A 23,057-nucleotide genomic window follows, 5' to 3' on the forward strand; every position below is an offset into this window, starting at 1 on the left:
CGCCGCCCGCTCGCGCCAGCGCCGCCAAGGCGACCAGCCGCCGCCACCGGACCGCCGCGACCCCCCGAAGCAGCGGCGCACAGCCCCGGCACGCGACTCCCGCAGGACCGAGCCGGTCACCGCCCCGGCCGCATCCCCTCGGAGGCGGCCCGCACGGCCGGTGACCGTCCGAGCCGTCCGCGACCTGCCGCGCGTCGGCAACTCCGGTCGCAGGCTGCGCGCCGCGGCGGCCGTGGCGATCGCCATGCTGCTCGTCTCCGGAGGCCGCCTGGTCCAGCTCCAGGTCACGGACTCGGCCGCATACGCCGCCGACGCGCTCGAGCAGCGCCTGGTCACCGAGCCGATCACCGCCGAGCGCGGCGCGATCCTCGACCGCGACGGCAATCGACTGGCCTATTCGATCGAGGCGAACTTCATCGCCGTCGACCCCACGCGCATCGAGGCCGACGCGGCCGAGCTGGCCGCGCAGCTCGGTCCGCTGCTCGGCCGCCGACCCTCGGACCTCGAACCGATCATCGCCACCGAGAGCACCCCGCAGGGCGACCCGATCCAGTTCGCCTACCTCCAGCGCGGCGTCGACCTCGCCACGGGCGACAAGATCGCCGCGATCGGCGACGCCGGAATCATCGTCGGCGACGACGAGCGCCGCGTCGTGCCCGGACACGACCTGGCGGCCAACGTCATCGGCTTCACCGGCGGTGACAGCGGCGAGGGGCTGGCCGGCGTCGAGGCCGTCTACGACGACTGGCTCCGCGGCACCGACGGCGAGGTCTCCTACGAGCGCGGCCGCTCCGGCCAGCCGATCCCCGGCGCCTTCTACCGCGAGGAGGCGGCGGTCCCCGGCAAGGACATCCAGCTCACCATCGAGGCCGACCTCCAGTACCAGGTGCAGAAGATCCTCGAGGAGACGGTGACCGAGCACGACGCCCAGTTCGGATCGGCGATGGTCATGGAGGTCGGCACCGGCGAGATGCTCGCGATGGCCTCCACCCCCACCTACGACGCGGCCAATCCCTTCGACGTCGACGACGAGGAGGCCTACCGCGACTACGGCACGCAGGCCACAGTGGACCCCGGTTCGGTCCACAAGGCCATCGTCTTCGCCGCGGCCCTCGAGGAGGGCTGCATCACCGCCGACGGCACCATGTCGGTGGCGCAGTCGATCAACAAAGGCGGCCAGAACTACACCGACACCTACCAGCACGGCGGCGCGGTACTGAGCCTGGCCGGCATCGTCGCCCAGTCGTCCAACGTGGGCACCATCCAGCTCGCCGACTGCCTCGGACCGGAGAAGCTGTACGAGTACCAGCGGGCCTTCGGGCTCGGCGAGCCGACCGGCGTCGGCGTCGCCGGCGAGGCCTCGGGCCTGCTCAACCCGCCCGAGAACTGGTGGGGCACCTCGCACGGGTCGATCCCGATCGGCCACGAGATCACCACCAGCATCATCCAGATGGCCGCCGTCTACGGCGCCATCGCCAACGACGGCGTCTACGTGCAGCCGAACCTCGTCCAGCACAAGATCGACGAGGACGGCGGCATCGTCGAGAACGGCACCGACCCCGAGACGAGCAGGGTCGTCTCGGAGCAGACCGCCGCCGACCTCCACTACCTGCTGCAGGCGCCGATCGTCGACGACACCGGCACCGGCAAGAACGCCGCCCTGGAGAACTACCACCTGGCCGGCAAGACCGGCACCGGCAAACTGGTGGTCGACGGCGAGTACGCCGACGGCACCGTGGCGTCCTTCGTGGGCTTCGCGCCCGCCGAGGATCCGCAGTACGTCGTGGCCGTCAGCGTGTACGTCCCCGACGGCGGGGGAGGAGGCGGCACCACCGGCGACGCGTTCAAGCAGATCAACGAGTTCACGTTGAGCTACTTCGGGGTTCGGCCCGCGACCGAGCCCGCCCCCCGGTTCGACGTGTGGGGGTGAGCTGAGCCCGGCACATATGGTTACGGGAATTGCGGACCGGTGTCTGGCGTTAGCATCGAAGGCGTCTAGAGAAGGAGCCGATTGCTTTGAACGTTGACCCTTGGGCACTGTGCGACGTCCTCGCGGACCCTCCCGAGGCGCGAGGTGCGGTCCTGCTGCACTTCCTCGACGGGTTCATGGACGCGGGCTCTGCCGGGCGCGGCGTCGTCGACTACCTCTTCGACGAATTCGAGCACACGCCCGTGGCGTCGTTCGACGTCGACCAGCTCATCGACTACCGTTCGCGGCGGCCGAACCTGACCTTCGCCCTCGACCGCTGGTCGGACTTCGAGGCGCCGCAACTGGTCGTGTACCTCATGCGCGACCGCTCGGAGCGGCCGTTCCTGCTCCTGACCGGTCCGGAACCGGACTTCGCCTGGGAGCGTTTCGTCGACGCGGTCGAAGACCTCATCGACCACTGGAGCGTTCCGCTGACCGTCGGCTTCCAGGGCATCCCGATGGGGGTGCCGCACACCCGCGACCTCGGCATGACCGTCCACGCGACCCGCCCCGAGCTGGTGTTCGACAACCGGCCGGTGTTCAACGAGGTCACGGTGCCCGGCAATGCCGCGGGCCTGCTGGAGTACCGCCTCGGCGAGTCGGGACGGGACGCGCTCGGGCTGTCGGTGCACGTGCCGCACTACGTGATGCAGATGAGCTACCCGGCGGCGACGATCCGCCTGCTCGAGGGCCTTCGCGAGGCCACCGGCCTGGATCTGCCCTCGGACCCGGCCCTGGAGGACGACCGCGTGCGCGTCGACGCCGACATCGCCGACCAGGTGGCCGAATCGCAGGAGGTGGCCGAAGTCGTGAAATCGCTGGAGGACCAGTACGACTCGTTCACCGAGGCGGCCGAGGCCGACGAGATGCTCCAGGACGGCCGGATGCCGACCGCCGACGAACTCGGCGCCGCGTTCGAGCACTTCCTGGCGGAGCGCCAGCGACGCGATGACGAATGAGTCCGGGCTCGCGGAGCGCCGGAGGCTCGATGACGAGTGAACCGATGCGACGCTCGGCGCCGTGAACGAAAGGAACGGGCCCGACCTCATAGCAGGTCGGGCCCGTTCTCGTCGCCTTCGGTCAGCCGGCGTGCTTGGCCTTCGACGCCGCGCGGCCGCGCTCCTTCTGGTCCAGGACGACCTTGCGGATCCGGACCGCCTCGGGCGTGACCTCGACGCACTCGCCGTCGCGGCAGAACTCCAGCGACTGCTCGAGCGACAGCGCGCGCGGCGGCACCACGTTCTCGGTGGTGTCGGCGGCCGCGGCGCGCATGTTGGTGAGCTTCTTCTCCTTGGTGATGTTCACGTCCATGTCGTCGGCCCGGGAGTTCTCGCCGACGATCATGCCCTCGTAGACCTCGGTGCCGGGGCCGACGAACAGGACGCCGCGCTCCTGGAGGTTGATCATCGCGAAGGCGGTGACCTGCCCGGCCCGGTCGGCCACCAGCGAGCCGTTGTTGCGGGTCCGCAGCTCGCCGAACCACGTCTCATGGGTCTCGAAGATCGAGTGGGCGATGCCGGTGCCGCGCGTCTGGGTCAGGAACTCGGTGCGGAAGCCGATGAGGCCGCGGGAGGGCACCAGCCACTCCATGCGCACCCAGCCGGAGCCGTGGTTCGTCATCGTCTCCATGCGGCCCTTGCGGGCGGCCATGAGCTGCGTGATCGCGCCGAGGTGCTCCTCGGGGGAGTCGATGGTCATCCGCTCGACCGGCTCGTAGGTCTTGCCGTCGACGATCTTGGTGACCACCTCGGGCTTGCCCACGGTCAGTTCGAATCCCTCGCGGCGCATCTGCTCGACCAGGATCGCCAGCGCGAGCTCGCCGCGGCCCTGGACCTCCCAGGTGTCGGGCCGCTCGGTCGGCAGCACCCGCAGCGAGACGTTGCCGACCAGTTCGCGGTCGAGCCGGTCCTTGACCAGGCGGGCGGTGACCTTGTGGCCCTTGCCGCCCCTGCCGACCAGCGGGGAGTTGTTGGTGCCGATCGTCATCGAGATCGCCGGCTCGTCGACGGTGATCAACGGCAGCGCCTCGGGGCGCTCGGGATCGGCGAGGGTCTCGCCGATCATGATGTCGGGGATGCCGGCGATGGCGCAGATGTCGCCGGGACCGGCCTTCTCGGCGGGCTTGCGGGTGAGCGCCTCGGTCATCATCAGCTCGGTGATGCGGACCCTCTGGATCGAACCGTCGCGGCGCATCCACGCCACGGTCTGGCCCTTGCGCAGCTCGCCTTCGGCGATGCGGCACAGCGCGATGCGGCCCAGGAAGTTGTCGGCGTCGAGGTTGGTCACGTGCGCCTGGAGCGGCGCGCCGGGCTCGTACTCGGGGGCGGGCACGTGGTCGAGGATGGTGTCGAAGAACGGCTTGAGGTTCTCCGAGTCGGCCGGGACGGTGCCGTCGGCGGGCTGGTTCAGCGAGGCGACGCCGTCGCGGGCGCAGGCGTAGACGATCGGGAACTCGATCTGCTCCTCGTCGGCGTCGAGGTCGAGGAAGAGGTCGTAGGTCTCGTTGACCACCTCGTCGATGCGGGCGTCGGGCCGGTCGGTCTTGTTGATGCACAGGATGACCGGGAGGCGGGCTTCGAGGGCCTTGCGCAGCACGAACCTGGTCTGCGGGAGGGGGCCCTCCGAGGCGTCGACGAGGAGGACGACGGCGTCGACCATCGACAGCCCGCGCTCGACCTCGCCGCCGAAGTCGGCGTGGCCGGGCGTGTCGATGATGTTGATGACCATCGGGGAGCCGTCGGCCGGATCGGTGTAGTGGACGGCGGTGTTCTTCGCGAGGATCGTGATGCCCTTCTCGCGCTCGAGGTCCATCGAGTCCATGACGCGGTCGTCCACGTCGGCGCCTTCCCGGAACGCCCCGGCCTGCTTGAGCATGGCGTCGACGAGGGTGGTCTTCCCGTGGTCGACGTGGGCGACGATGGCGATGTTTCGCAGATCAGAGCGTAGAGACACGGCGACAATTGTCTCCTATGCGGCGGACGGAATCGCGCCCAGGAGACGTGACAGCCAACACCGTTGAGTAAACCTCATGTTCAGCGATTTCAAGACAGCAAACGGGATGATTCGTACGATTCGACGGTATGAGCGCGACACGACTTCGAATCAGGCTCACCATGGCCATGGCGCTCGCCGCCGGACTCATGCTCACCGGCGTCCCGCCCGCACAGGCCATGCTCACCAACGCCACCGTCCACACCTCCGGAGGACCGCTCAACGTCCGCTCCGGACCGGCCACCGACCAGGACAAGGTCGACACCCTCGAGAACGGCTCCGCCCCCGCCGTCCACTGCAAGGTCCGCGGCCAGCACATCGAAGGACACGTGCGCGCCTCCACCACCTGGCTGCGCATCGGCAGAGACCGCTGGATCAGCAACGCCTACATCCGCTGGGCCGGCGGCGAAGTCGACCTCCCCTGGTGCGCCGCCGCCGGCGCGCGCCCCACCGCCGCCCAGGTCGCCACCTCCGGCGGCGACCTCAACGTCCGCGCCGGGGCCACCACCGCGTCCCAGCGGATCGAAACCCTGGACAACGGCGCGCCCGTCAGCGTCAAATGCCAGATCTGGGGCCAGCGCATCGACGGCCGGATCGCCGAGACCAGCGTCTGGTACCGCCTCGACACCCGCCGCCACGTCACCGCCGCCTACATCGAATGGACCGACGGCGAGCCCTGGCTGCCCTGGTGCGGCCAAGACGCGCCCGGCGTCCCCAGCGGCGACAACCGCGCCTTCATCGACGCCCACGCCCCCGCCGCCGAAGCCGGCCGCGACGCCACCGGCGTGCCCGCATCGGTCACCCTCGCCCAGGCGATCCTCGAGAGCGGCTGGGGCAAGAGCGCGCTGGCGCGCGAAGACCACAACCTCTTCGGCATGAAGTGCTTCGGCTCACCCGGCGACCTGGCCATCGGCTGCCGCGACTACAGCACCTTCGAATGCAGCCCCATCGGCGGATGCTTCGACATGAACGCCACCTTCCGCGCCTACGACAACGTCGGCGACTCCTTCCGGGACCACGGCGAACTGCTCTCGGGCTGGTCGCGCTACGCCAAGGCCATGACCCACCGCGACGACCCCGACCGGTTCGCCCGCGAGATCCACCGGGCCGGGTACGCCACCGACCCGAAGTACTCCGACAAGCTCATCGGCATCATGCAGCAGTACGACCTCTACCGATATGACGCGTGACAACTGAGGCACGCCTCACAGCCGCCACTCGGTTCGCAGGTCCGGAGCGGGTACTGTCGTTGGGAGGCCCGAGCCGCACGCCGGGCTCCCCAGACCTGTCGGACCCGAAGGTTAGATTCCCACGGTGGCCAACGAGCAGCTTCAATCCGAGACCCAGCGAACCCGCGCGGCCCTGTCTTCAGGCAACATCGTCGTGCGCGGCGCCCGCGAGCACAACCTCAAAGACGTCGACCTCGACCTGCCGCGGGACTCCCTCATCGTCTTCACCGGCCTGTCCGGCTCCGGCAAGTCCTCGCTGGCGTTCGACACCGTCTTCGCCGAAGGCCAGCGCCGCTACGTCGAATCGCTCTCGGCATACGCCCGCCAGTTCCTCGGCCAGATGGACAAACCCGACGTCGACTTCATCGAAGGCCTCTCGCCCGCGGTCTCGATCGACCAGAAGTCCACCTCCCGCAACCCGCGCTCCACCGTCGGCACCATCACCGAGATCTACGACTACCTGCGCCTGCTGTACGCCCGCATCGGCGTGCCCCACTGCCCCCAGTGCGGCGAGCCGATCGTCAGCCAGTCGCCCCAGCAGATCACCGACCAGATCATGGCCCTGCCCGAAGGCACCCGGTTCCAGGTCCTCGCCCCCGTCGTGCGCCGCCGCAAAGGCGAGTTCGTCGACCTCTTCAGCGACCTCCAGCAGCAGGGCTACGCCCGCGCCCGAGTCGACGGCACCGTCTACCCCCTCGCCGACGTCCCCGCGCTCAAGAAGCAGGAGAAGCACGACATCGAGGTCGTCGTCGACCGCCTCGTCGTCAAGCCCTCGGCGATCCAGCGCGTCACCGACTCGGTCGAGTCGGCCCTGGCGCTGGCCGACGGGGTCGTCGAACTCGACTTCGTCGACCTGCCCGAGGACGACCCCGGCCGCAAGCGCCGCTTCTCCGAGAAGCTGGCCTGCCCCAACGACCACCCGCTGACGCTCGACGAGCTGGAACCGCGCACCTTCTCCTTCAACGCCCCCTTCGGCGCCTGCCCGGTCTGCCACGGCCTCGGCATGCGCAAGGAGGTCGACCCGGAGCTGGCCATCCGGGACCAGGAGGCCACCATCCGCGAAGGCGCGCTCGCGCCCTGGTCGTCGGTCGGCATGGGCGACTACTTCCTGTACCAGATCGTCGCGCTCGGCGAGGCGGTCGGCTTCGACGTCGACACGCCGTGGGCCGACCTGCCCGCGCGGGCCCAGAAGGCCGTCCTGTTCGGCTACGGCGAGACCCTCCAGGTCTCCTACCGCAACAAGCGCGGGCAGCGGCGCTCCTACGAGACCCGCTTCGAAGGCGTGGTGCCGTGGGTCGAGCGCCGCCACCACGAGACCGACTCGGAGTGGACGCGCGAGAAGTACGAGCAGTTCATGCGCGAGATCCCGTGCTCGGCGTGCGACGGCGCCCGCCTGAAGCCGGAGGTCCTGGCCGTCACCGTCGAGGGCAAGTCGATCTTCGACGTCTGCAGCCTCTCGATCGTCGAATGCTCGGCGTTCTTCGCGAAGCTGGCGCCGTCTGCCCGCGACTCGATGATCGCCGCTCCGATCGTCAAGGAGGTCACCGCCAGGCTCCAGTTCCTGCTCGACGTGGGCCTGGACTACCTGACGCTGGCGCGCTCGGCCGGGAGCCTCTCGGGCGGCGAGGCCCAGCGGATCCGCCTGGCGACCCAGATCGGCGCCGGCCTCGTCGGCGTCCTCTACGTGCTCGACGAGCCCTCCATCGGGCTGCACCAGCGCGACAACAACCGGCTCATCGGCACCCTCGAGCGCCTGCGCGACCTCGGCAACACGCTCATCGTCGTCGAGCACGACGAGGACACCATCCGCGTGGCCGACCACGTCGTCGACATCGGGCCGGGCGCCGGCGAGCACGGCGGCTCGGTCATCTACTCCGGGCCGGTCAAAGGACTGGCCGACGCTCCCGGTTCCATCACCGGCGACTACGTGTCCGGCCGCCGCCGGATCGAGGTGCCCGCGCGGCGCCGCGCTCCCTCGCCGGACCGTGAACTGGTCGTCAAGGGCGCCAGGGAGAACAACCTCAAGAACGTCGACGTGGCCTTCCCGATGGGCTGCATGGTGGCCGTCACGGGCGTGTCCGGCTCCGGCAAGTCCACACTGGTCAACGAGATCCTCTACAACACGCTCGCCGCCGAGATCAACGGCGCCAAGATCGTCGCCGGCCGGCACCGCACCATCAGCGGCGTCGACGGGGTCGACAAGGTCGTCGGCGTGGACCAGTCGCCGATCGGGCGCACCCCGCGCTCGAACCCGGCCACCTACACCGGCGTGTTCGACAAGGTCCGCAAGCTCTTCGCCGGCACGCCGGAGGCGAAGGTCCGCGGCTGGGGCCCGGGCCGGTTCTCCTTCAACGTCAAGGGCGGCCGCTGCGAGGCCTGCAGCGGCGACGGCACCCTCAAGATCGAGATGAACTTCCTGCCGGACGTGTACGTGCCCTGCGAGGAGTGCGGGGGAGCGCGGTACAACCGCGACACGCTCAAGGTCCACTACAAGGGCAAGACCATCTCCGACGTGCTCGACATGCCGATCGAGGAGGCCGCGGACTTCTTCGAGCCGATCCAGTCGATCCACCGGCACCTCAAGACCCTCGTCGACGTGGGTCTGGGCTATGTGCGCCTCGGCCAGCCGGCCCCGACCCTGTCGGGCGGCGAGGCCCAGCGCGTCAAGCTCGCCTCGGAGCTGCAGAAGCGCTCGACCGGCAGGACCGTCTACATCCTCGACGAGCCGACCACCGGCCTGCACTTCGAGGACGTCCGCAAGCTCCTCGGCGTGCTCGACGGCCTGGTCGACAAGGGCAACACCGTCATCACCATCGAGCACAACCTCGAGGTGATCAAGTGCTCGGACTGGGTCATCGACCTCGGTCCCGAGGGCGGCGACAAAGGCGGCACGCTGGTCGCGGCCGGATCGCCCGAGCAGGTCGCCGAGATCGAGGCCAGCCACACCGGCCGGTACCTGCGGCCGCTGCTCGGCCTCAGCGGCAACGGCACCGCCGAGTTCACCGCCCCCAAGACCGGAGGCGCTCCGGCGGCCCGCCGCGCCAAGACCGGCGGCGCCCGCAAGGCCCGACGCTAGCGCACTCCCTATAGGATATATCCTATAGGATATAGGGGATCGCTGTGGCGGCCCGGACGTGTCGTTGTCGGCGGGGCGGGCGCGGGCGTGCGAGCATCTGGCGCATGCTCATCACCGGCGCCGCCGCCGCGGCGTTCCTGGCCAGTCCCGGACTCGGCTGGTGCATCGCCCTGGCCGCCTCGCGTCGCCCCGATCCCCGCGCGGTCGCCGCCGTCAGCCTCGCCGTCGCGATGCTGATCCTCTGGCGCGCCGCCGACCCCCTCCACGCGTTCGCGCTCTCGGCGGTCGCGGCCGCCGGCATCGTCGCGGCCTGGGTCGACGCCTACCGGCGGCGCCTGCCGGACGCGGTGGTGCTGCCGGCGTACCCCGTCGTCGCCGCCCTCCTGCTCGCCACCGCCGAGCCCGACTCCGTCCTGCGCGCCGGGCTCTGCGCCGGCGCCGCCGTCGCCGTGTTCCTCGCCGCGCACCTGGCCGGCCAGCTCGGCTTCGGCGACGTCAAACTCGCCGGCCTCCTCGGGCTCGTCCTCGGCTGGAGCTCCTGGCAGACCGCCGTGCTGGCCCTCCTCGCCGCCGTCGTCATCGGCGGCGTCCAAGGCGCGGCCGTCCTCGCCTTGCGCGGCAAAGACCTCCCGTTCGGACCGGCCATGCTGCTCGGCGCCGCCGCGGCGCTCGCCGCCGCCCCAGAAATATGGGCATTATTCGCTAATGACGATATAAAGAATTAAGGCCGTGAATCGGCTCAAAATCCTTGAATCTAGGTAAAGATCGCATATAGTCCTGAGTGGTCCTGTTATCCGGACCGACCAACCACATCAATTCAAGGGAGCCTTCATGCTTCGTAAAGCTCTTGGTGGCGCCGCTCTGGCCGGCGCCGCAGGGATGCTCGCTGCGGGTATCGCCTCGCCCGCCGCGGCTGAGGACATCAGCCCGGAGGCCGGCGGCGTCAACGTGCTGTCGAACATCTGCCTCGGCAACTGGAACGGCAGCCTGGTCGACGTGCTCGGTGCGGGCAACACCGACATCCACAACATCTGCAACGGGTGGGACCAGAACGCCGACGGCGTCAACCTCGCCTCGAACATCTGCGCCGTGAACTGGGACTGGCAGGGCGGCCTGCTGTCGGCCGGTCACGTCGGCAACCTCGACGACTACACGCTCTGCGACTGGACGGCCGAGGAACTGATCGCCAAGTAGAGCGCACGGCAACCGCCGAGCCGCCGGGAGGCCAGACCGGCGGCGGGCAAGCGAGCGGGGGCGGCCACAATCATTGGGGCCGCCCCCTTGAACGGGTGCTCCGGCGATGCCGAGACGCCGCGACGCCGGAGCACCCTCCGCCTGGTCTACCGCTGGCCGAGGTCAGCTATCCGGCCGTGCAGGAGACCGAAGCCGGCTCTAGTGCGGCGCGGACCTCGTCCTTGGCGCCGAGGAAGCCGAACGTGTACTCCTTCCCCGGCTGCAGCGGGTAGCCGCCGCCGAGCTCGGTCGCGGTCACCACGTGGCCCTCCTGGACCACGTCGGCGCTCCACGACCGGTCGATCGTCTGCCCGCTCGGCATCGCCCAGCGGACGGTCAGATTCTTCAGCGGCTCGTCACCGGTGTTCTTGACGATCACCTCGACGTTGAACCCGTCCTCCCACGCCCCGTGCGTCAGGTACTGCACCTGGCACGACGGCGCCGCGACCGCGTCGCCCTGGTCGGCCACGAAGCTCGCCATGTAGGCCAGCGGGGCGTTCCAGTTGATCGTCAGCTCGTTGGTCGCCCAGGAGCCGATGTCGTCGATGTAGCACCACTGCGGCGCGCAGTCCTCGAGCCACCGCTGCGCCACCGGGTCCCAGGTGCCGACGATGGTGTTCGGCCCGCCCGCGAGGGTGCCCTTCGGCGGGTTCGGCAGGTTCGGGTCCAGCTGGTTGGCGTACCACCGGCTGTGCTGGTTCTGCGAGTAGTGCGTGCCGTAGCCGGTCACGTAGGAGTTGTTCAGCGCGTTGCGTCCGAGGACGTAGTCCATCCCGGCCAGCACGCCGTCGCGGAAGCGGTCCTCGCCGGTGAGGTCGTAGGCCGCGCCGATGACGGCGAGCGCGTTGAGCACCGAGCTGTTGGAGCCCCAGTCGAAGTGCCCGTCGCCGCCGTAGGCGAGGTCCCACGGGTTCGAAGCCTGCTTGTCCAGGTAGGACTCGGCTCCGGCGACGACCTGGTCGACGATCGCCTCGCGACCCGGCAGGGCGTTCGGCACGGTCGCCAGGTCGATCTTGCCGAGCGCGGCCACCTCGGGCCATGCGAACGGCGAGGCGAACACGTCGGCCTCGTGCAGCTCCGAGGAGGCCAGGTAGTCGGCGTAGACCTGCTCACCGGTGGTGATGTAGAGCTCGGCCGCGGCCCAGTAGAACTCGTCGCTGACCTTGGTGTCATCGTACGGACCGCCGCCGCCGGGGCTCGCCCCGGCGAACAGGTCCGGGTGCTCCAGCGCGGCCGCCCAAGCGGTCTCGGCGGCGTCCAGGCACTGCTCGGCGAACGCCGCGTCGTAGGGCGCGAAGAGTCGGGCGCACTGCGCCCCGGTGGCCGAGAGGTTCAGCGTCGCCGCCGTCGACGGCGGGTACAGGTAGCGCGGCTGCGGGTCGTCGGCCGGCATCAGCGGCAGTCCCGTCCACGCCTCGTCGTGGATCTTGTGGTGCGCCATGCCCCCGAGCTCCTCGCCGGCGGGCACCTGCATGCTCAGCAGGAACTCCATCTCCCAGCGGGCCTCGTCGAGCACGTCCGGAACGCCGTCGCCGTGCTCGGGGATCCTGAGGCTGCCGTCCCCGAAGCGGTCCGGGTCGCCGGTCGGGGCGTGCAGCGCGCGCTCGTAGACGCTCATGACCTGCGCGACCGAGATGCCGCCGTTGACCACGTACTTGCCGTGGTCGCCCGCGTCGTACCAGCCGCCGGTGACGTCCAGGGTGTAGTCGCAGGCGTCCTGGTAGCACGGGACGGCTCCGTCGCCCTGGTTCGGCGCCACGTCCACGTGACCGGCCTCCCGGCCGTACCCGGGGGCGATCGCATCGTCGATGGCGATGCCGCTGCGCTGCGGGTAGTAGAACGAGAGCGCGTCGACCGTCATGTCGCGATAGGCCTCGACCCCGATGTCGAACGGGTACGAGGTCTCGCCGTCGGCGGTGAGCGTGTAGCCAGAGCCGGCAGCGGTCAGCTGCGAGAAGTCGATGAGGTGCACCGACTGGCCCGAACCGACGTCGTCGCCGTGCACGGCGGAGTCGCCGGTGGTGACCACGTCGCCCTCGGCGTCGCGCACCTCCCAGGCCACCGGCTCGGTCGCCTCGGTCACCAGGGTGGCCCGCTTGGGGCCGTCGGGCAGGTAGCCGACCTGGTTGACCCGCACTCGCGGGCCGGTATCGGGATCATATGAGGGCGGCTCGGCGCCGGTGAGCAATGCGACCTCCGAAATGCAGAATTGCCACGGCTCGGCGTGCCGGCCGATCTGGAAGGCCAGCTGGGCGTCGGTCCAGTCGGCGTTCGAAGTGAAGGTGTAGCTGTAGGTCTGGGCCTCGGTGCCGAGTGCCGGGAACTCCTCCAACTGGGTCGGCCACGGGTCGACGTCGCGCTGGACGAGTGCTCGCACGCTCACTTCGGCAGAGGCGCGGGCGGTGAAGCGCAGCTCGTAGGACTCGCCTTCGGCCAGCGGCAGGTCGTTCTGGCCGACGATGGCGTCCCAGGGGTTGGAGGTCTCGCCCGGCACGTCGAGGCACCATTCGCCGTCGGCGACGGCGCCGGTGAGGTTGGCGGTCGCCCACCACGGGTCCGAGCCGGAGGAGAAGTCGCCGTTGACGATGATGTTCGTCGGCTCTGGTTCCTCCTCCTGCGCCCAGGCGCCGGCGACGGCGGCGGTGGAGGCCGCTACGGCGCCGGCGGTCGCCACGGCCAGCAGCGCGCGGCGCGTTCTTCGTGAGGGATGATGGAGCTGAAGGGGCATGGTACTTCCTTCGCACTTGTCTTGGGAGCGATACCACGCACATCCTGTCATCTAAATTGATGCGTGTCAATAGTTAGCTTCCCTTCTGAAACGATCAAAATTCATTGGGACACAGGCGGTCCGCTAGTGCCCCGAATGAGCAGTTTCGGTTCCAACTTCATATATGCCCCCGGATCCCGGGCGCCGCGCAGCTGCTCGTCGGCCGCCTGGACCGCCAAGTGCGCCAGGCGCGGCACGTCCTGGCGGACCGTCGTCAGGTCGATGTGGCTGAGGCCGGCGATGTGGCTGTCGTCGAAGCCCACAATGGATATCTGCTCCGGAACCCGCACTCCGGCCCTGGTGAAGACGTCCAAGAGCCCGATGGCGCACTGGTCGTTCGAGGCGAACACCGCGGTCGGCAGCGATCGGTCCTCGGCGAGCATCGCCCGCGCCGCGTCGCCGCCGGCCTCCTCGGAGTGGTTGCCGGGGATCACCCGAATGTGCTCGGTCAACCCGTGGGAGCGCATGGCATCGCGGTAGGCGCGACGGCGTTCGGGCGCGCCGGGACGCCCGCCGCCGTCGACGTGCACGATGTCCCGGTGGCCGAGCTCCACCAGGTACCCGATCAGCGCCCGCACACCGGGCCGGTCCGACGTGGTCACCGTGTCGGCCGCGGCCGTCGGCACGCGCCGCCCCACCGTCACCGTCGGGATGCGGCGGGCGATGTCCACGATGTCCTCGTCGGGGATCACCGGTCCGCACAGCAGCAGCGCCTCGCTCCGGTGCCCGATGAGCGCCTCGATCGCCTTGCCCTCGTCGCGCGTGGGCACGGCGGCCGAGAGCACGATGTCGTATCCGAGCTCCTCGGCGGCCGGATAGATCGCCTCCACCAAGTCGACGTGGTACGGGTTGCGCGCGGTGAACAGGATGCCGAGGACCTTGCTGCGGCCCCGGGCCAGCAGCCGCGCGGCCATGTCGGGCCGGTAGCCGAGCTCGGCCGCGGCCTCGAAGACCCGCTCGCGCGTCTCGGCGCTCGCGCCGGGCAGGCCGCGGAACACCAGGGAGACGAGCGCTCGCGAGACCCCCACCTTCGCGGCGACGTCGGCCATCGTGGGTTTTCGCGACCGTGCGGGAGCACGCGAGGTCTTGTCGCTCATGAGCACCGTTGCCTTTCACATGCCGGGGAAAAGGTGCGACCGCGGTCCCCGGTCCTCGATGGAGCCGGACGCGGCCGGTGTCATTCTAGCGGTGCTAGAGCGCGCTACTAGAGCGCTCTAATGAACACAGGGTTAACACAAGACCCCGCAGGCACACCAAGCCGACGCGCACCTGTGTCACTGATCGCTTCCGGGCTGTGGGACACCCGTCCCACCAGATGCCGGTTCAGCCGGAGCCGAGTGGCAGACTTAAGGCGTGTTGCGATGGATGACAGCTGGAGAATCACACGGACCCGAACTCGTGGTCACCCTCGACGGCCTGCCCGCGGGCATCGAGCTGACCACCGGTGAGGTGGCCGCCGAACTGGCCCGCCGCCGCCTCGGCTACGGCCGCGGGGCCCGCATGAAGTTCGAGGCCGACGAGGTCGGCTTCATCGGCGGCGTCCGCCACGGCCGCACCCTCGGCTCGCCCGTCGCCATCAGAGTCGGCAACACCGAATGGCCCAAGTGGGAACAGGTCATGGCCGCCGACCCGGTCGACCAGACCGTCCTCGACGGCCTCGCCCGCAACGCCCCGCTCACCCGTCCCAGGCCCGGCCACGCCGACCTCGCGGGCATGCAGAAGTACGACCACACCGACGCCCGCCCCATCCTCGAGCGCGCCTCCGCCCGCGAGACCGCCGCCCGCGTCGCCGGCGGCACCGCCGCCAAGGCATTCCTCAAGCAGACCTTCGGCATCGACATCCTCTCCCACGTCAAGGCCCTCGGCCCCGTCCGCGTCAAGGACGGCACCGTGCCGACCCCCGCCGACTTCGAGGCCGTCGACGCCGACCCCATGCGCTGCCTCGACCCCGACGCCTCCGCCCGGATGGTCGCCGAAGTCGACGCCGCCAAGAAGGACGCCGACACCCTCGGCGGCGTCGTCGAGGTCCTCGCCTACAACGTCCCTCCCGGCCTCGGCTCCCACGTCCAATGGGACCGCAAACTCGACTCCCGCCTGGCCGCGGCCCTCATGTCCATCCAGTCGGTCAAGGCCGTCGAGATCGGCGACGGCCTCACCCAGGCCGCCGTCCGCGGCTCCGCCGCCCACGACGAGATCGTGCCCGGCGCCGACCGCGTCGAGCGCCTCACCGACCGCGCCGGCGGCCTCGAAGGAGGCATCACCACCGGCCAGCCGCTGCGGGTCTCGGCCATGCTCAAGCCCATCTCCTCGCTGACCCGGCCGCTGCGCACCATCGACACCGAGACCGGCGAGGCCGCCGAAGCGATCAACCAGCGCTCCGACGTCTGCGCCGTGCCCGCCGGCGGCGTCGTCGGCGAATCGATGGTCGCCTACGTCCTGGCCGAAGCCGCCCTGGAGAAGTTCGGCGGCGACTCGGTCGGCGAAGCCCGCCGCAACCTCGAGACCTACCTCCAGAACCTGCGGGTGCGGTAGCCATGCGGCCCGTCGTCATCGTCGGCCCCCCGGGCTCGGGCAAGACCACCGTCGGCACCGCGCTGGCCGAACGCCTCGGCACGACCTTCCGTGACACCGACGCCGACATCGCCGAAGCCGCCGGCAAGCCGATCCCCGACATATTCGTCGACGACGGCGAGGAGCACTTCCGCGGCCTCGAACGCGAGGCCGTGCGCCGCGCCGTCGCCGAACACGACGGCGTCCTCGCCCTGGGCGGGGGAGCGGTCATGGCCGAGGACACGCGCCGCCTCCTCGACGACGTGCCGGTCGTCCACCTGCGGGTCGACCTCGGCGAGGCCGTCAAACGCACCGAGATCGACCGCGGCCGCCCGCTCCTGGCGGTCAACCCGCGCGCGACCCTCCGCCGGCTCATGGACGAGCGGCTCCCGCTGTACCGGGAAGTCGCCGACATCGAAGTCGACACCACCGGCAGGGACGTCGCCGAACTGGCAGAGGAGATCGCCGTGAAGCTCGAGACCCGCACGGTCGAGGTGCGCGACGACAAGTCCCCGTACCCGGTCCTCATCGGCCGCGGCGTCGTCTCGCGCCTCCCCGAGCACCTCGGCGCGGCCGCGCGCGTCGCGGTCCTCCACACCGCCAGCACCGCCGCCCTCGCCGAGCGGGCCGGATCGCTGATGCCCGACGGCGTCGAGGCCACCCTCATGGAGGTCCCCGACGCCGAGGACGGCAAGTCGATCGCCGTCGCCGAGCAGTGCTGGGAAGCGCTCGGCGCCGAAGGCTTCACCCGGACCGACCTGGTGATCGGCGTCGGCGGGGGAGCGGTGACCGACCTGGCCGGCTTCGTCGCGGCCTGCTGGCTGCGCGGCGTGGGCGTCGTCCACGTCCCGACCTCGCTGCTCGGCGCGGTCGACGCCGCCGTGGGCGGCAAGACCGGCGTGAACACCGCCGCCGGCAAGAACCTGGTGGGCGCCTTCCACCCGCCGCGCGCGGTCCTGATCGACCTGGACCACTTCGCCACGCTCCCGCGCCGGGACCTGGCCGCCGGACTGGCCGAGGTCGTCAAGGCCGGATTCATCGCCGACCCGGTCATCCTCGACCTCGTCGAGGCCGACCCCGAGGCCGCCCTGGACGCCTCCAGCCCGGTCCTCGCCGAACTGGTCGAGCGTGCCGTCGCCATGAAGGCCGAGGTGGTCGCCGCCGACCTCAAAGAGGGCGGCCTGCGCGCGATCCTCAACTACGGCCACACCTTCGCCCACGCCCTCGAGAAGCTCGAGCGCTACCGCTGGCGGCACGGCGACGCCGTCGCCGTCGGCATGGTCTACGCCGCCCACCTCGGAGCCATCACCGGCCGCATCGACCTGGTCGACCGCACCAAGGCCGTCCTGGAGTCCCTCGGCCTGCCGACCTCATACGAGCCCGGTCGATGGGAGGAGATCCACTCCACCATGATGGTCGACAAGAAGAACATCGGCAGGACCCAGCGGTTCATCCTCCTGGAGGACCTCGGCAAGGCCGCCGTGGTCGACGACGTGACCGCCGAGCAGCAGCGCGAGGCCTATGAGAGGCTGACCTCGTGAAGACGTACGTGCTGAACGGTCCCAACCTGAACCGGCTCGGCCGCCGCGAACCGGGGATCTACGGCTCCGAGAGCCACGACGACCTGGTCGCGCTGTGCGCCTCCACCGGAGAGCACCTGGGCCTCGAGGTGGCGGTCCGCCAGACCAACCACGAAGGCGAGCTCATCGAGTGGCTGCACGAGGCCGCCGACGAGGCGATCCCCGTGGTCCTCAACGCCGCGGCCTGGACCCACACCTCGGTGGCGATCGGCGACGCCTGCGCGCAGCTGACCGCACCGCTCATCGAGGTCCATATCTCCAATGTGCACAAACGCGAGTCGTTCCGCCACCATTCGTTCGTCTCGGCGCACGCCACCGGCGTCATCGCGGGCCTGGGCCTGCGCGGCTATGTGGCGGCCCTGCACTACATCGCCTCCGAGACCTAGGCCGGCCCCTGCCGCCGGATTCCGCCGTCGGCGTAACGCACTGAAACCGACGGGGCGGCCGGTCTAGCATGAAGCATGACCGAGACCGCCCCATCGCCGAAGACCGCCGCCGAGCCGCGGCCACCGACCACTCGCGAGCCGCTCTGGCGCGACGCGCTCGGCGAACGCCTACGGCGCCTCCGCAGCGAGCGCGGCGAGACGCTCGCCGAGACCGCCGACCGCGCCGGGATCTCCCCGCAGTACCTCTCCGAGATCGAGCGCGGCCTCAAAGAGCCCTCCAGCGAGATGATCGCCGCGGTCGCCGGGGCGCTCGACACCACGCTCGCCGACCTGACGCACGCGGTCGCCGAGCGGCTGCGCTCGACAACGCAGGTCAGCGTCGGCGCGGACCGCCGCGCCGCCTACGCGCTGGCCGCCTGACACCTCCGCCGGCTCACCGCTCCTCGATGACGTGGTCGATGAGCCCGTACTCCTTGGCCGCGGTCGCGGCGAAGACCCGATCGCGGTCGGTGTCGGCCCGCAGCCGCTCCGGCGGCTGCCCGGTGTGCCGGGAGAGGATCTGCTCGATGCTCGCGCGGACGCGGACGATCTCGTCGGCCTGGAGGATGAGGTCCGGGATGGCCCCGCGGCCTTGCGCCGCCGGCTGGTCGAGGATGATGCGCGCATGGGGGAGCGCCGACCGCTTCCCGGGCGCGCCGGCGGCCAGGAGCACCGCGCCGACCGCGACGGCCTGCCCGACGCACGTGGTCGCGACCCGCGGCCGGATGTAGCGCAGGGTGTCGTACACGCCCAGCATCGCGCTGGGGTCGCCGCCCTCGCAGTTGACGTAGAGCTGGATGTCGCGGTCGGGGTCGGTCGCCTCCAGATGCAGCAGCTGCGCGACCAGGGCGTTCGCCACTCCCGCGTCGATGGCGGTCCCGAGGTAGACGACCCGCTCGCTGAGCAGGTGCGAGTAGACGTCCATGATCCGCTCGCCGCGCGGGTGCTCGGTGATGACGTTGGGGATCGCGTAGGTGCTCATCGCACGCCCCCTTCCGAGGGGAAGCCGAGCCCGACGCTCCTGCGGCTTCGCGGTGCGACGTCGTCGAAGGACTCGACGACCGCGTCGATGAACCCGTATTCGAGCGCCTCGGTCGCGGTGTACCAGCGGTCGCGCAGCGAGTCCTCGAAGACCCGCTCGGCGCTCTGCCCGGTGTCCTCGGCGATGAGCCGGAGCACCGTGTCCCGCGTATCGCGCAGATCGTTCGCCTGCAACTCGATGTCGACCGCGGCGCCGGCGATCCCGGCGGAGCCCTGGTGCATCAGGACCCGGGAGTGCGGCAGGGCCCGCCGCTTTCCGCGCGTCCCCGCCGACAGGAGGAACTGGCCCGCGCTGCAGGCGATGCCGAGCGCCAGTGTGGACACGTCGCAGGGGACGAGCCTGATGACGTCGCGGATGGCGAGCATCGAGGGCACCGAGCCGCCGGGAGAGTGGATCCACAGCGCGATGTCGTCGGACGGGTCCTCCGCCGCCAGGGCCATCAGCTGTGTCGCCAGCAGCGTGCCGTTGTCGTCGTCGAGGGCGCCGTCGAGCACGAGGACGCGCTGGTGGTAGAGCTCGCGCCGGGCTCGCTCGTCGAACAGCGGGGGTCGTTGGTCGTCGTTCATGACCCCACCGTGCGCCCCCGTCCGAACCGTCCGCCACCGAATCCGCCGTGAGCGGATCCGCCCACAGCGGAGGGAGGGGCGCCGACGCGTTTAGGGGTCGGGCCGCCGGGAACCCGCCGCCGACGTCACGACGAGGAGGCGAATGCGGTGAAGGCAGTGGTGTGGCACGGGACCGGTGACATACGTCTGGACGAGGTGCCCGACCCGAAGATCCAGGATCCGGGCGACGCGATCGTGCGGATCACGCGCAGCGCGATCTGCGGCACGGACCTGCACATGGTGCGCGGCACCATGCCGGGCATGGTCGAGGGCACGATCCTCGGGCACGAGGCCGTCGGCGTGGTCGAGGAGGCCGGGCCGGACGTGCGCGGATTCAGCCCGGGCGACCGCGTGGTGGTGACCTCCACGATCGGGTGCGGCACGTGCTCGTACTGCCGCGCCGGCTACTACGCGCAGTGCGACACCGCCAACCCGAACGGGCCCTCGGCCGGCACGTGCTTCTTCGGCGGACCCGAGTCCACCGGCCCGGTCGACGGCCTGCAGGCCGAGTACGCGCGCGTGCCGTACGCGATGACGAGCATGGTGCGCATCCCGGACGCGGTGTCCGACGACCAGGCGATCCTGCTGTCGGACATCTTCCCCACCGCCTGGTTCGGCGCGAAGCTCGCCGAAGTCGGCCGCGGCGACAGCGTGCTGGTGCTGGGAGCGGGCGTGGTCGGGCAGTTCGCCATCGCCTCGGCCAAGCGGCAGGGCGCCGGCCGGGTGATCGTCGTCGACGGCATCGCCTCCCGCTTGGACAAGGCCCGCGAGCAGAACGCCGAGACGGTCGACTTCAATCAGGAGGACCCGGTCGCCGTCGTCAAGGAGCTCACCGGCGGCATCGGCGTCGACCGCGTCATCGAGGCCGTGGGCGTGGACGCCGAGCGCCCCAAGTCCGGCCCCGCCGCCGAGCAGACCGCGAAGCTGGCCGAGCGGTTCGAACAGGAACGGCGGCAGGCCGCCCCCGAGGCGAGTCCCAGCGGGGAGCAGTGGGTGCCCGGCGATGCGCCCAGCCTCGCGTTCGAGTGGGCCGTGCAGGCCGTGGCCAAGGCCGGCAGCATCGGCGTGATCGGGGTCTACCCGCCCGGCTTCAACAGCTTCCCGATCGGCGCGGCGATGAACAAGAACCTCACCCTGAAGATGGGCAACTGCAACCACCGCCGCTACCTGCCCGCGCTCATGGACCTCGTGGTCGCCGGCACGGTCGACCCGACCGCGTTCATCACCCGGCACGAGCGGCCCATGGCCGCCGTCGAGGCCTACGAGACGTTCGACCGGCGCCAGGAGGGCTGGCTCAAGACCGTCCTGGACGTCGCATGAGCGCCGCGAACTGAGGAGGAGGCGACATGACCGCCAAAGCCGGAGAGAAGGCGCAGCGGACCGGGACGTTCCACTGCGCCGAGTGCAGCGAGAAGGTCGACGTCAAGGAGGGCCAGGAGATCCCCAAGTGCCCCAACGGGCACAGCGAGTTCGACCGCCGGACGGACGAACCCGGCAACAAGTGACCGCGGACGAGTCCTCCGCGAGAGGTCCCGCTCCGGGCACCGACTCGACCGAGCGCCGCCGCTCCGCGCGGCCGCTCGGTCGCGGTGCGCGTCGCTGCAGCGGTGGCCACAGCCGGTGCTCCTGACCGGAGGCGTGCGCCGAGCGGCCGCTACCATTGACTGCCGGTCCGCCCGTACACCTCCTACTGAAAGAGACGAACGCCCGTGGCAACCACGAACGACCTCAAGAACGGCCTGGTGCTCAACCTGGAGGGCCAGCTTTGGCAGGTCCAGGAGTTCCTGCACGTCAAGCCCGGCAAGGGTCCGGCGTTCGTCCGTACGACCCTGAAGCAGATCCCCTCGGGCAAGATCGTCGACAAGACCTTCAACGCCGGGACGAAGGTCGAGACGGCCACCGTCGACCGCCGCACCATGCAGTACCTCTACAAGGAGGGCGAGGACTTCGTGTTCATGGACATGGAGACCTACGACCAGTTCCCGCTGCCGCCGACCATCGTCGGCGACGCCGGCAGGTTCCTGCTGGAGAACTCCGACGCGATCGTGGCCATGCACGAGGGCAAGGCCCTCTACGTGGAGCTCCCGGCCGCCGTCGAGCTCACCGTGACCTACACCGAGCCGGGCCTCCAGGGCGACCGCTCCTCGGGCGGCACCAAGCCCGCGACCGTCGAGACCGGCGCCCAGGTCAACGTCCCGCTGTTCATCGAGAACGGTGAGAAGATCAAGGTGGACACCCGCGACGGCAAATACCTCTCCCGGGCCTGAGGCCGTGGGGAAGCAGAAGCACGCCGGGCAGCAGCTCACCGCCCGCACCAAGTGGCGGATGCGAGCCGTGGAGATCCTCTACGAAGCCGAGAGCCGCGACGAACCCGTCGAGGTCGTGCTCGCCGAGCGCCGCACGCGCGCCGACCAGGACCCCGAGGCCCCGCGCCTGCCGGCCTACGCCGAGCGGCTCGCCGGCGGCGTCGCCGACCGCCTCGACGAGCTGGACGACGCGCTCCGCGAGGCGGCCTCGGGCTGGTCGGTCGAGCGGATGCCCGCGGTCGACCGCAATGTGATGCGCACGGCCCTGTACGAGATCCGCCACGTCGACGACGTCGACGCCCCGGTGGCCATCAAGGAAGCCCTGCGGGTGGCCGAGCAGATCGGCTCCTCGGACGACACGGGGTTCATCAACGCCGTGCTCGACGCCGCCGCGCGCGCTCAGCAGCGCCCGGAAGGCTGAGGCGGGGAACACGACGGCCGGGACGCCTGCGGAGGGCGGCCCGGCCGTGTCGTGTCGTCGCCGCCCACGATAGGGGCGGCCGGCCTTGCCGCAGGGGATCGGGTGGTGCGGCTCGGCCGTGCGCTCGGGAGCGGCGGTCCTACTCGTCCGCCGCGAAGAACGCCGCCAGGTCGTGGACCAGGACGCCGTAGTCTTCGAGTTTCTCGATCAGGCCCGAGGGCGTGGTCGAATAGATCACCGCGAGGGTGTACAGGTCGTCGGCGCGGATCGAGAGGATCCGGCCGTTGTAGTCGCCGCGCCGCTGCTGGATAGAGCGCGCGAGCTTGGCGACGTGCTCGAGTTCCGGGTCGGGGTGGTCGTAGAGCGCCTCGAGGTTGAGGACGATCTTCTCGGGCTGCTCGACGGGGAGCGGCACGCCCTCCGGCAGCAGCTCGGAGACGGGGATCCTGTAGAAGTCGGCCAGCTCCGCGAGGCGGCTGACGGTGATGGACCGGTCGCCGCGCTCATAGGAACCGATGACGACGGCCTTCCATTTGCCGCCTGACTTGTCTTCGACGCCTTGCAGTGACAGGCCCTGCTGCATGCGAATGTCACGCAGGCGGTTGCCTAGTGCCTTGGCGTATTCGGAAGTCGCCATGTTGGGATCAACTCCAAGTTTTCGGTACGAGAGGAATCCTATTGTTGACTACAGTCGGTGACCATCGGCCATTGGGGTCCCCAAAACTAGTGTTTTTGGTCGCGTCAGCCCGCCGCGACCGCTCGCCAAACGTTACTAAACCCGGCAAACATGCCGGTTTCGGCGCCGCCCGCGGGCGATCCGACTTCACGCTCCGTTACCGGCGACGTAGGATGGCTCGCGACGA

At 70.3% G+C, this 23,057-nt stretch carries 20 protein-coding genes; 14 read left to right on the plus strand and 6 right to left on the minus strand.

Annotated features, from left to right (window positions below):
* Nucleotides 1-1,930 (plus strand): peptidoglycan D,D-transpeptidase FtsI family protein (locus ACYVL2_RS09625; protein WP_460542620.1); only part of this gene is annotated, 1,930 nt, incomplete at its 5' end.
* A gap of 86 nt (nt 1,931-2,016) precedes the next feature.
* The gene (locus ACYVL2_RS09630; RefSeq protein ID WP_460542622.1) at nt 2,017-2,928 is read left to right on the plus strand and encodes a proteasome assembly chaperone family protein; all 912 of its coding nucleotides are present in this window, start codon (nt 2,017-2,019) and stop codon (nt 2,926-2,928) included.
* A 121-nt stretch (nt 2,929-3,049) separates the two neighbouring features.
* On the opposite strand, the gene typA is transcribed toward ACYVL2_RS09630, so the two are convergent.
* Nucleotides 3,050-4,921 (minus strand): GTP-binding protein TypA/BipA, encoded by a 1,872-nt coding sequence (typA, locus tag ACYVL2_RS09635; protein ID WP_460542624.1) that lies wholly within the window; start codon nt 4,919-4,921, stop codon nt 3,050-3,052.
* A gap of 128 nt (nt 4,922-5,049) precedes the next feature.
* Between typA and gsmA the strand changes: the two genes are divergently transcribed.
* The 4 genes from gsmA (at nt 5,050) to ACYVL2_RS09655 (ending at nt 10,459) form a co-directional block, all read left to right on the plus strand.
* Nucleotides 5,050-6,150 (plus strand): sporangiospore maturation cell wall hydrolase GsmA, encoded by a 1,101-nt coding sequence (gsmA, locus tag ACYVL2_RS09640; RefSeq protein WP_460542626.1) that lies wholly within the window; start codon nt 5,050-5,052, stop codon nt 6,148-6,150.
* A gap of 187 nt (nt 6,151-6,337) precedes the next feature.
* Nucleotides 6,338-9,265, plus strand: coding sequence for an excinuclease ABC subunit UvrA (uvrA, locus tag ACYVL2_RS09645; RefSeq protein WP_460542902.1), 2,928 nt, complete (start codon nt 6,338-6,340; stop codon nt 9,263-9,265).
* A 104-nt stretch (nt 9,266-9,369) separates the two neighbouring features.
* On the plus strand, nt 9,370-9,990 hold the full coding sequence (locus ACYVL2_RS09650; RefSeq protein WP_460542628.1) for a prepilin peptidase: 621 nt from the start codon (nt 9,370-9,372) through the stop codon (nt 9,988-9,990).
* A 106-nt stretch (nt 9,991-10,096) separates the two neighbouring features.
* Nucleotides 10,097-10,459 (plus strand): hypothetical protein, encoded by a 363-nt coding sequence (locus tag ACYVL2_RS09655; RefSeq protein WP_460542630.1) that lies wholly within the window; start codon nt 10,097-10,099, stop codon nt 10,457-10,459.
* Nucleotides 10,460-10,625: 166 nt separating this feature from the next.
* Here the strand turns inward: ACYVL2_RS09655 and ACYVL2_RS09660 are convergent, their stop codons facing one another.
* Complete coding sequence (locus ACYVL2_RS09660; RefSeq protein WP_460542632.1) at nt 10,626-13,226, minus strand: glycoside hydrolase family 9 protein; 2,601 nt, start codon at nt 13,224-13,226, stop codon at nt 10,626-10,628.
* 101 nt (nt 13,227-13,327) lie between these two features.
* Nucleotides 13,328-14,362 carry a LacI family DNA-binding transcriptional regulator gene (locus tag ACYVL2_RS09665; RefSeq protein WP_460542635.1) on the minus strand — a complete coding sequence of 345 codons (1,035 nt, stop codon included), beginning with the start codon at nt 14,360-14,362 and terminating at the stop codon, nt 13,328-13,330.
* A gap of 256 nt (nt 14,363-14,618) precedes the next feature.
* Between ACYVL2_RS09665 and aroC the strand changes: the two genes are divergently transcribed.
* The 4 genes from aroC (at nt 14,619) to ACYVL2_RS09685 (ending at nt 18,201) form a co-directional block, all read left to right on the plus strand.
* Nucleotides 14,619-15,797 carry a chorismate synthase gene (aroC, locus tag ACYVL2_RS09670; protein WP_460542637.1) on the plus strand — a complete coding sequence of 393 codons (1,179 nt, stop codon included), beginning with the start codon at nt 14,619-14,621 and terminating at the stop codon, nt 15,795-15,797.
* A gap of 2 nt (nt 15,798-15,799) precedes the next feature.
* On the plus strand, nt 15,800-17,356 hold the full coding sequence (aroB, locus tag ACYVL2_RS09675) for a 3-dehydroquinate synthase (RefSeq protein WP_460542639.1): 1,557 nt from the start codon (nt 15,800-15,802) through the stop codon (nt 17,354-17,356).
* Nucleotides 17,353-17,781: a type II 3-dehydroquinate dehydratase gene (gene aroQ / locus ACYVL2_RS09680; protein ID WP_460542641.1), complete on the plus strand. Its 429-nt coding sequence runs from the start codon at nt 17,353-17,355 to the stop codon at nt 17,779-17,781. The genes aroB and aroQ overlap by 4 nt, the downstream gene beginning before the upstream one ends.
* 75 nt (nt 17,782-17,856) lie before the next feature.
* A complete protein-coding gene (locus ACYVL2_RS09685) occupies nt 17,857-18,201 on the plus strand; it encodes a helix-turn-helix domain-containing protein (RefSeq protein WP_460542643.1) in 345 nt (114 codons plus the stop codon).
* Nucleotides 18,202-18,214: 13 nt separating this feature from the next.
* On the opposite strand, the gene ACYVL2_RS09690 is transcribed toward ACYVL2_RS09685, so the two are convergent.
* Both ACYVL2_RS09690 and ACYVL2_RS09695 read right to left on the minus strand, forming a co-directional pair.
* Nucleotides 18,215-18,802: a ClpP family protease gene (locus ACYVL2_RS09690; RefSeq protein WP_460542645.1), complete on the minus strand. Its 588-nt coding sequence runs from the start codon at nt 18,800-18,802 to the stop codon at nt 18,215-18,217.
* Nucleotides 18,799-19,428, minus strand: a complete 630-nt coding sequence (locus ACYVL2_RS09695; protein WP_460542647.1) for a ClpP family protease — start codon at nt 19,426-19,428, stop codon at nt 18,799-18,801. Before ACYVL2_RS09695 ends, ACYVL2_RS09690 begins: the two co-directional genes overlap by 4 nt.
* Nucleotides 19,429-19,575: 147 nt before the next feature.
* Between ACYVL2_RS09695 and ACYVL2_RS09700 the strand changes: the two genes are divergently transcribed.
* From ACYVL2_RS09700 to nusB, 4 genes are all read left to right on the plus strand, one after another.
* A complete protein-coding gene (locus tag ACYVL2_RS09700; RefSeq protein WP_460542649.1) occupies nt 19,576-20,787 on the plus strand; it encodes a zinc-dependent alcohol dehydrogenase in 1,212 nt (403 codons plus the stop codon).
* 26 nt (nt 20,788-20,813) lie between these two features.
* Nucleotides 20,814-20,972, plus strand: coding sequence for a zinc ribbon-containing protein (locus tag ACYVL2_RS09705; RefSeq protein ID WP_460542651.1), 159 nt, complete (start codon nt 20,814-20,816; stop codon nt 20,970-20,972).
* 204 nt (nt 20,973-21,176) lie between these two features.
* Nucleotides 21,177-21,734, plus strand: a complete 558-nt coding sequence (gene efp, locus ACYVL2_RS09710) for an elongation factor P (RefSeq protein WP_460542653.1) — start codon at nt 21,177-21,179, stop codon at nt 21,732-21,734.
* Nucleotides 21,735-21,738: 4 nt separating this feature from the next.
* Nucleotides 21,739-22,194, plus strand: a complete 456-nt coding sequence (gene nusB / locus ACYVL2_RS09715) for a transcription antitermination protein NusB (protein WP_460542655.1) — start codon at nt 21,739-21,741, stop codon at nt 22,192-22,194.
* Nucleotides 22,195-22,333: 139 nt separating this feature from the next.
* Here the strand turns inward: nusB and ACYVL2_RS09720 are convergent, their stop codons facing one another.
* Nucleotides 22,334-22,831, minus strand: a complete 498-nt coding sequence (locus tag ACYVL2_RS09720) for a transcriptional regulator (RefSeq protein WP_460542657.1) — start codon at nt 22,829-22,831, stop codon at nt 22,334-22,336.
* Nucleotides 22,832-23,057: the final 226 nt, after the last annotated feature.

Source organism: Glycomyces halotolerans (assembly GCF_054779575.1).

Excerpts from the sequence above, each read along its gene's own strand:
- ACYVL2_RS09705 (WP_460542651.1), top strand. The coding sequence starts at position 20,814 with ATGACCGCCAAAGCCGGAGAGAAGGCGCAGCGGACCGGGACGTTCCAC.
- ACYVL2_RS09660 (WP_460542632.1), bottom strand. The coding sequence starts at position 13,226 with ATGCCCCTTCAGCTCCATCATCCCTCACGAAGAACGCGCCGCGCGCTG.
- aroB (WP_460542639.1), top strand. The coding sequence starts at position 15,800 with ATGCGGCCCGTCGTCATCGTCGGCCCCCCGGGCTCGGGCAAGACCACC.
- gsmA (WP_460542626.1), top strand. The coding sequence starts at position 5,050 with ATGAGCGCGACACGACTTCGAATCAGGCTCACCATGGCCATGGCGCTC.
- ACYVL2_RS09655 (WP_460542630.1), top strand. The coding sequence starts at position 10,097 with ATGCTTCGTAAAGCTCTTGGTGGCGCCGCTCTGGCCGGCGCCGCAGGG.
- ACYVL2_RS09720 (WP_460542657.1), bottom strand. The coding sequence starts at position 22,831 with ATGGCGACTTCCGAATACGCCAAGGCACTAGGCAACCGCCTGCGTGAC.
- ACYVL2_RS09690 (WP_460542645.1), bottom strand. The coding sequence starts at position 18,802 with ATGAGCACCTACGCGATCCCCAACGTCATCACCGAGCACCCGCGCGGC.
- ACYVL2_RS09685 (WP_460542643.1), top strand. The coding sequence starts at position 17,857 with ATGACCGAGACCGCCCCATCGCCGAAGACCGCCGCCGAGCCGCGGCCA.
- ACYVL2_RS09650 (WP_460542628.1), top strand. The coding sequence starts at position 9,370 with ATGCTCATCACCGGCGCCGCCGCCGCGGCGTTCCTGGCCAGTCCCGGA.
- ACYVL2_RS09665 (WP_460542635.1), bottom strand. The coding sequence starts at position 14,362 with ATGAGCGACAAGACCTCGCGTGCTCCCGCACGGTCGCGAAAACCCACG.
- ACYVL2_RS09695 (WP_460542647.1), bottom strand. The coding sequence starts at position 19,428 with ATGAACGACGACCAACGACCCCCGCTGTTCGACGAGCGAGCCCGGCGC.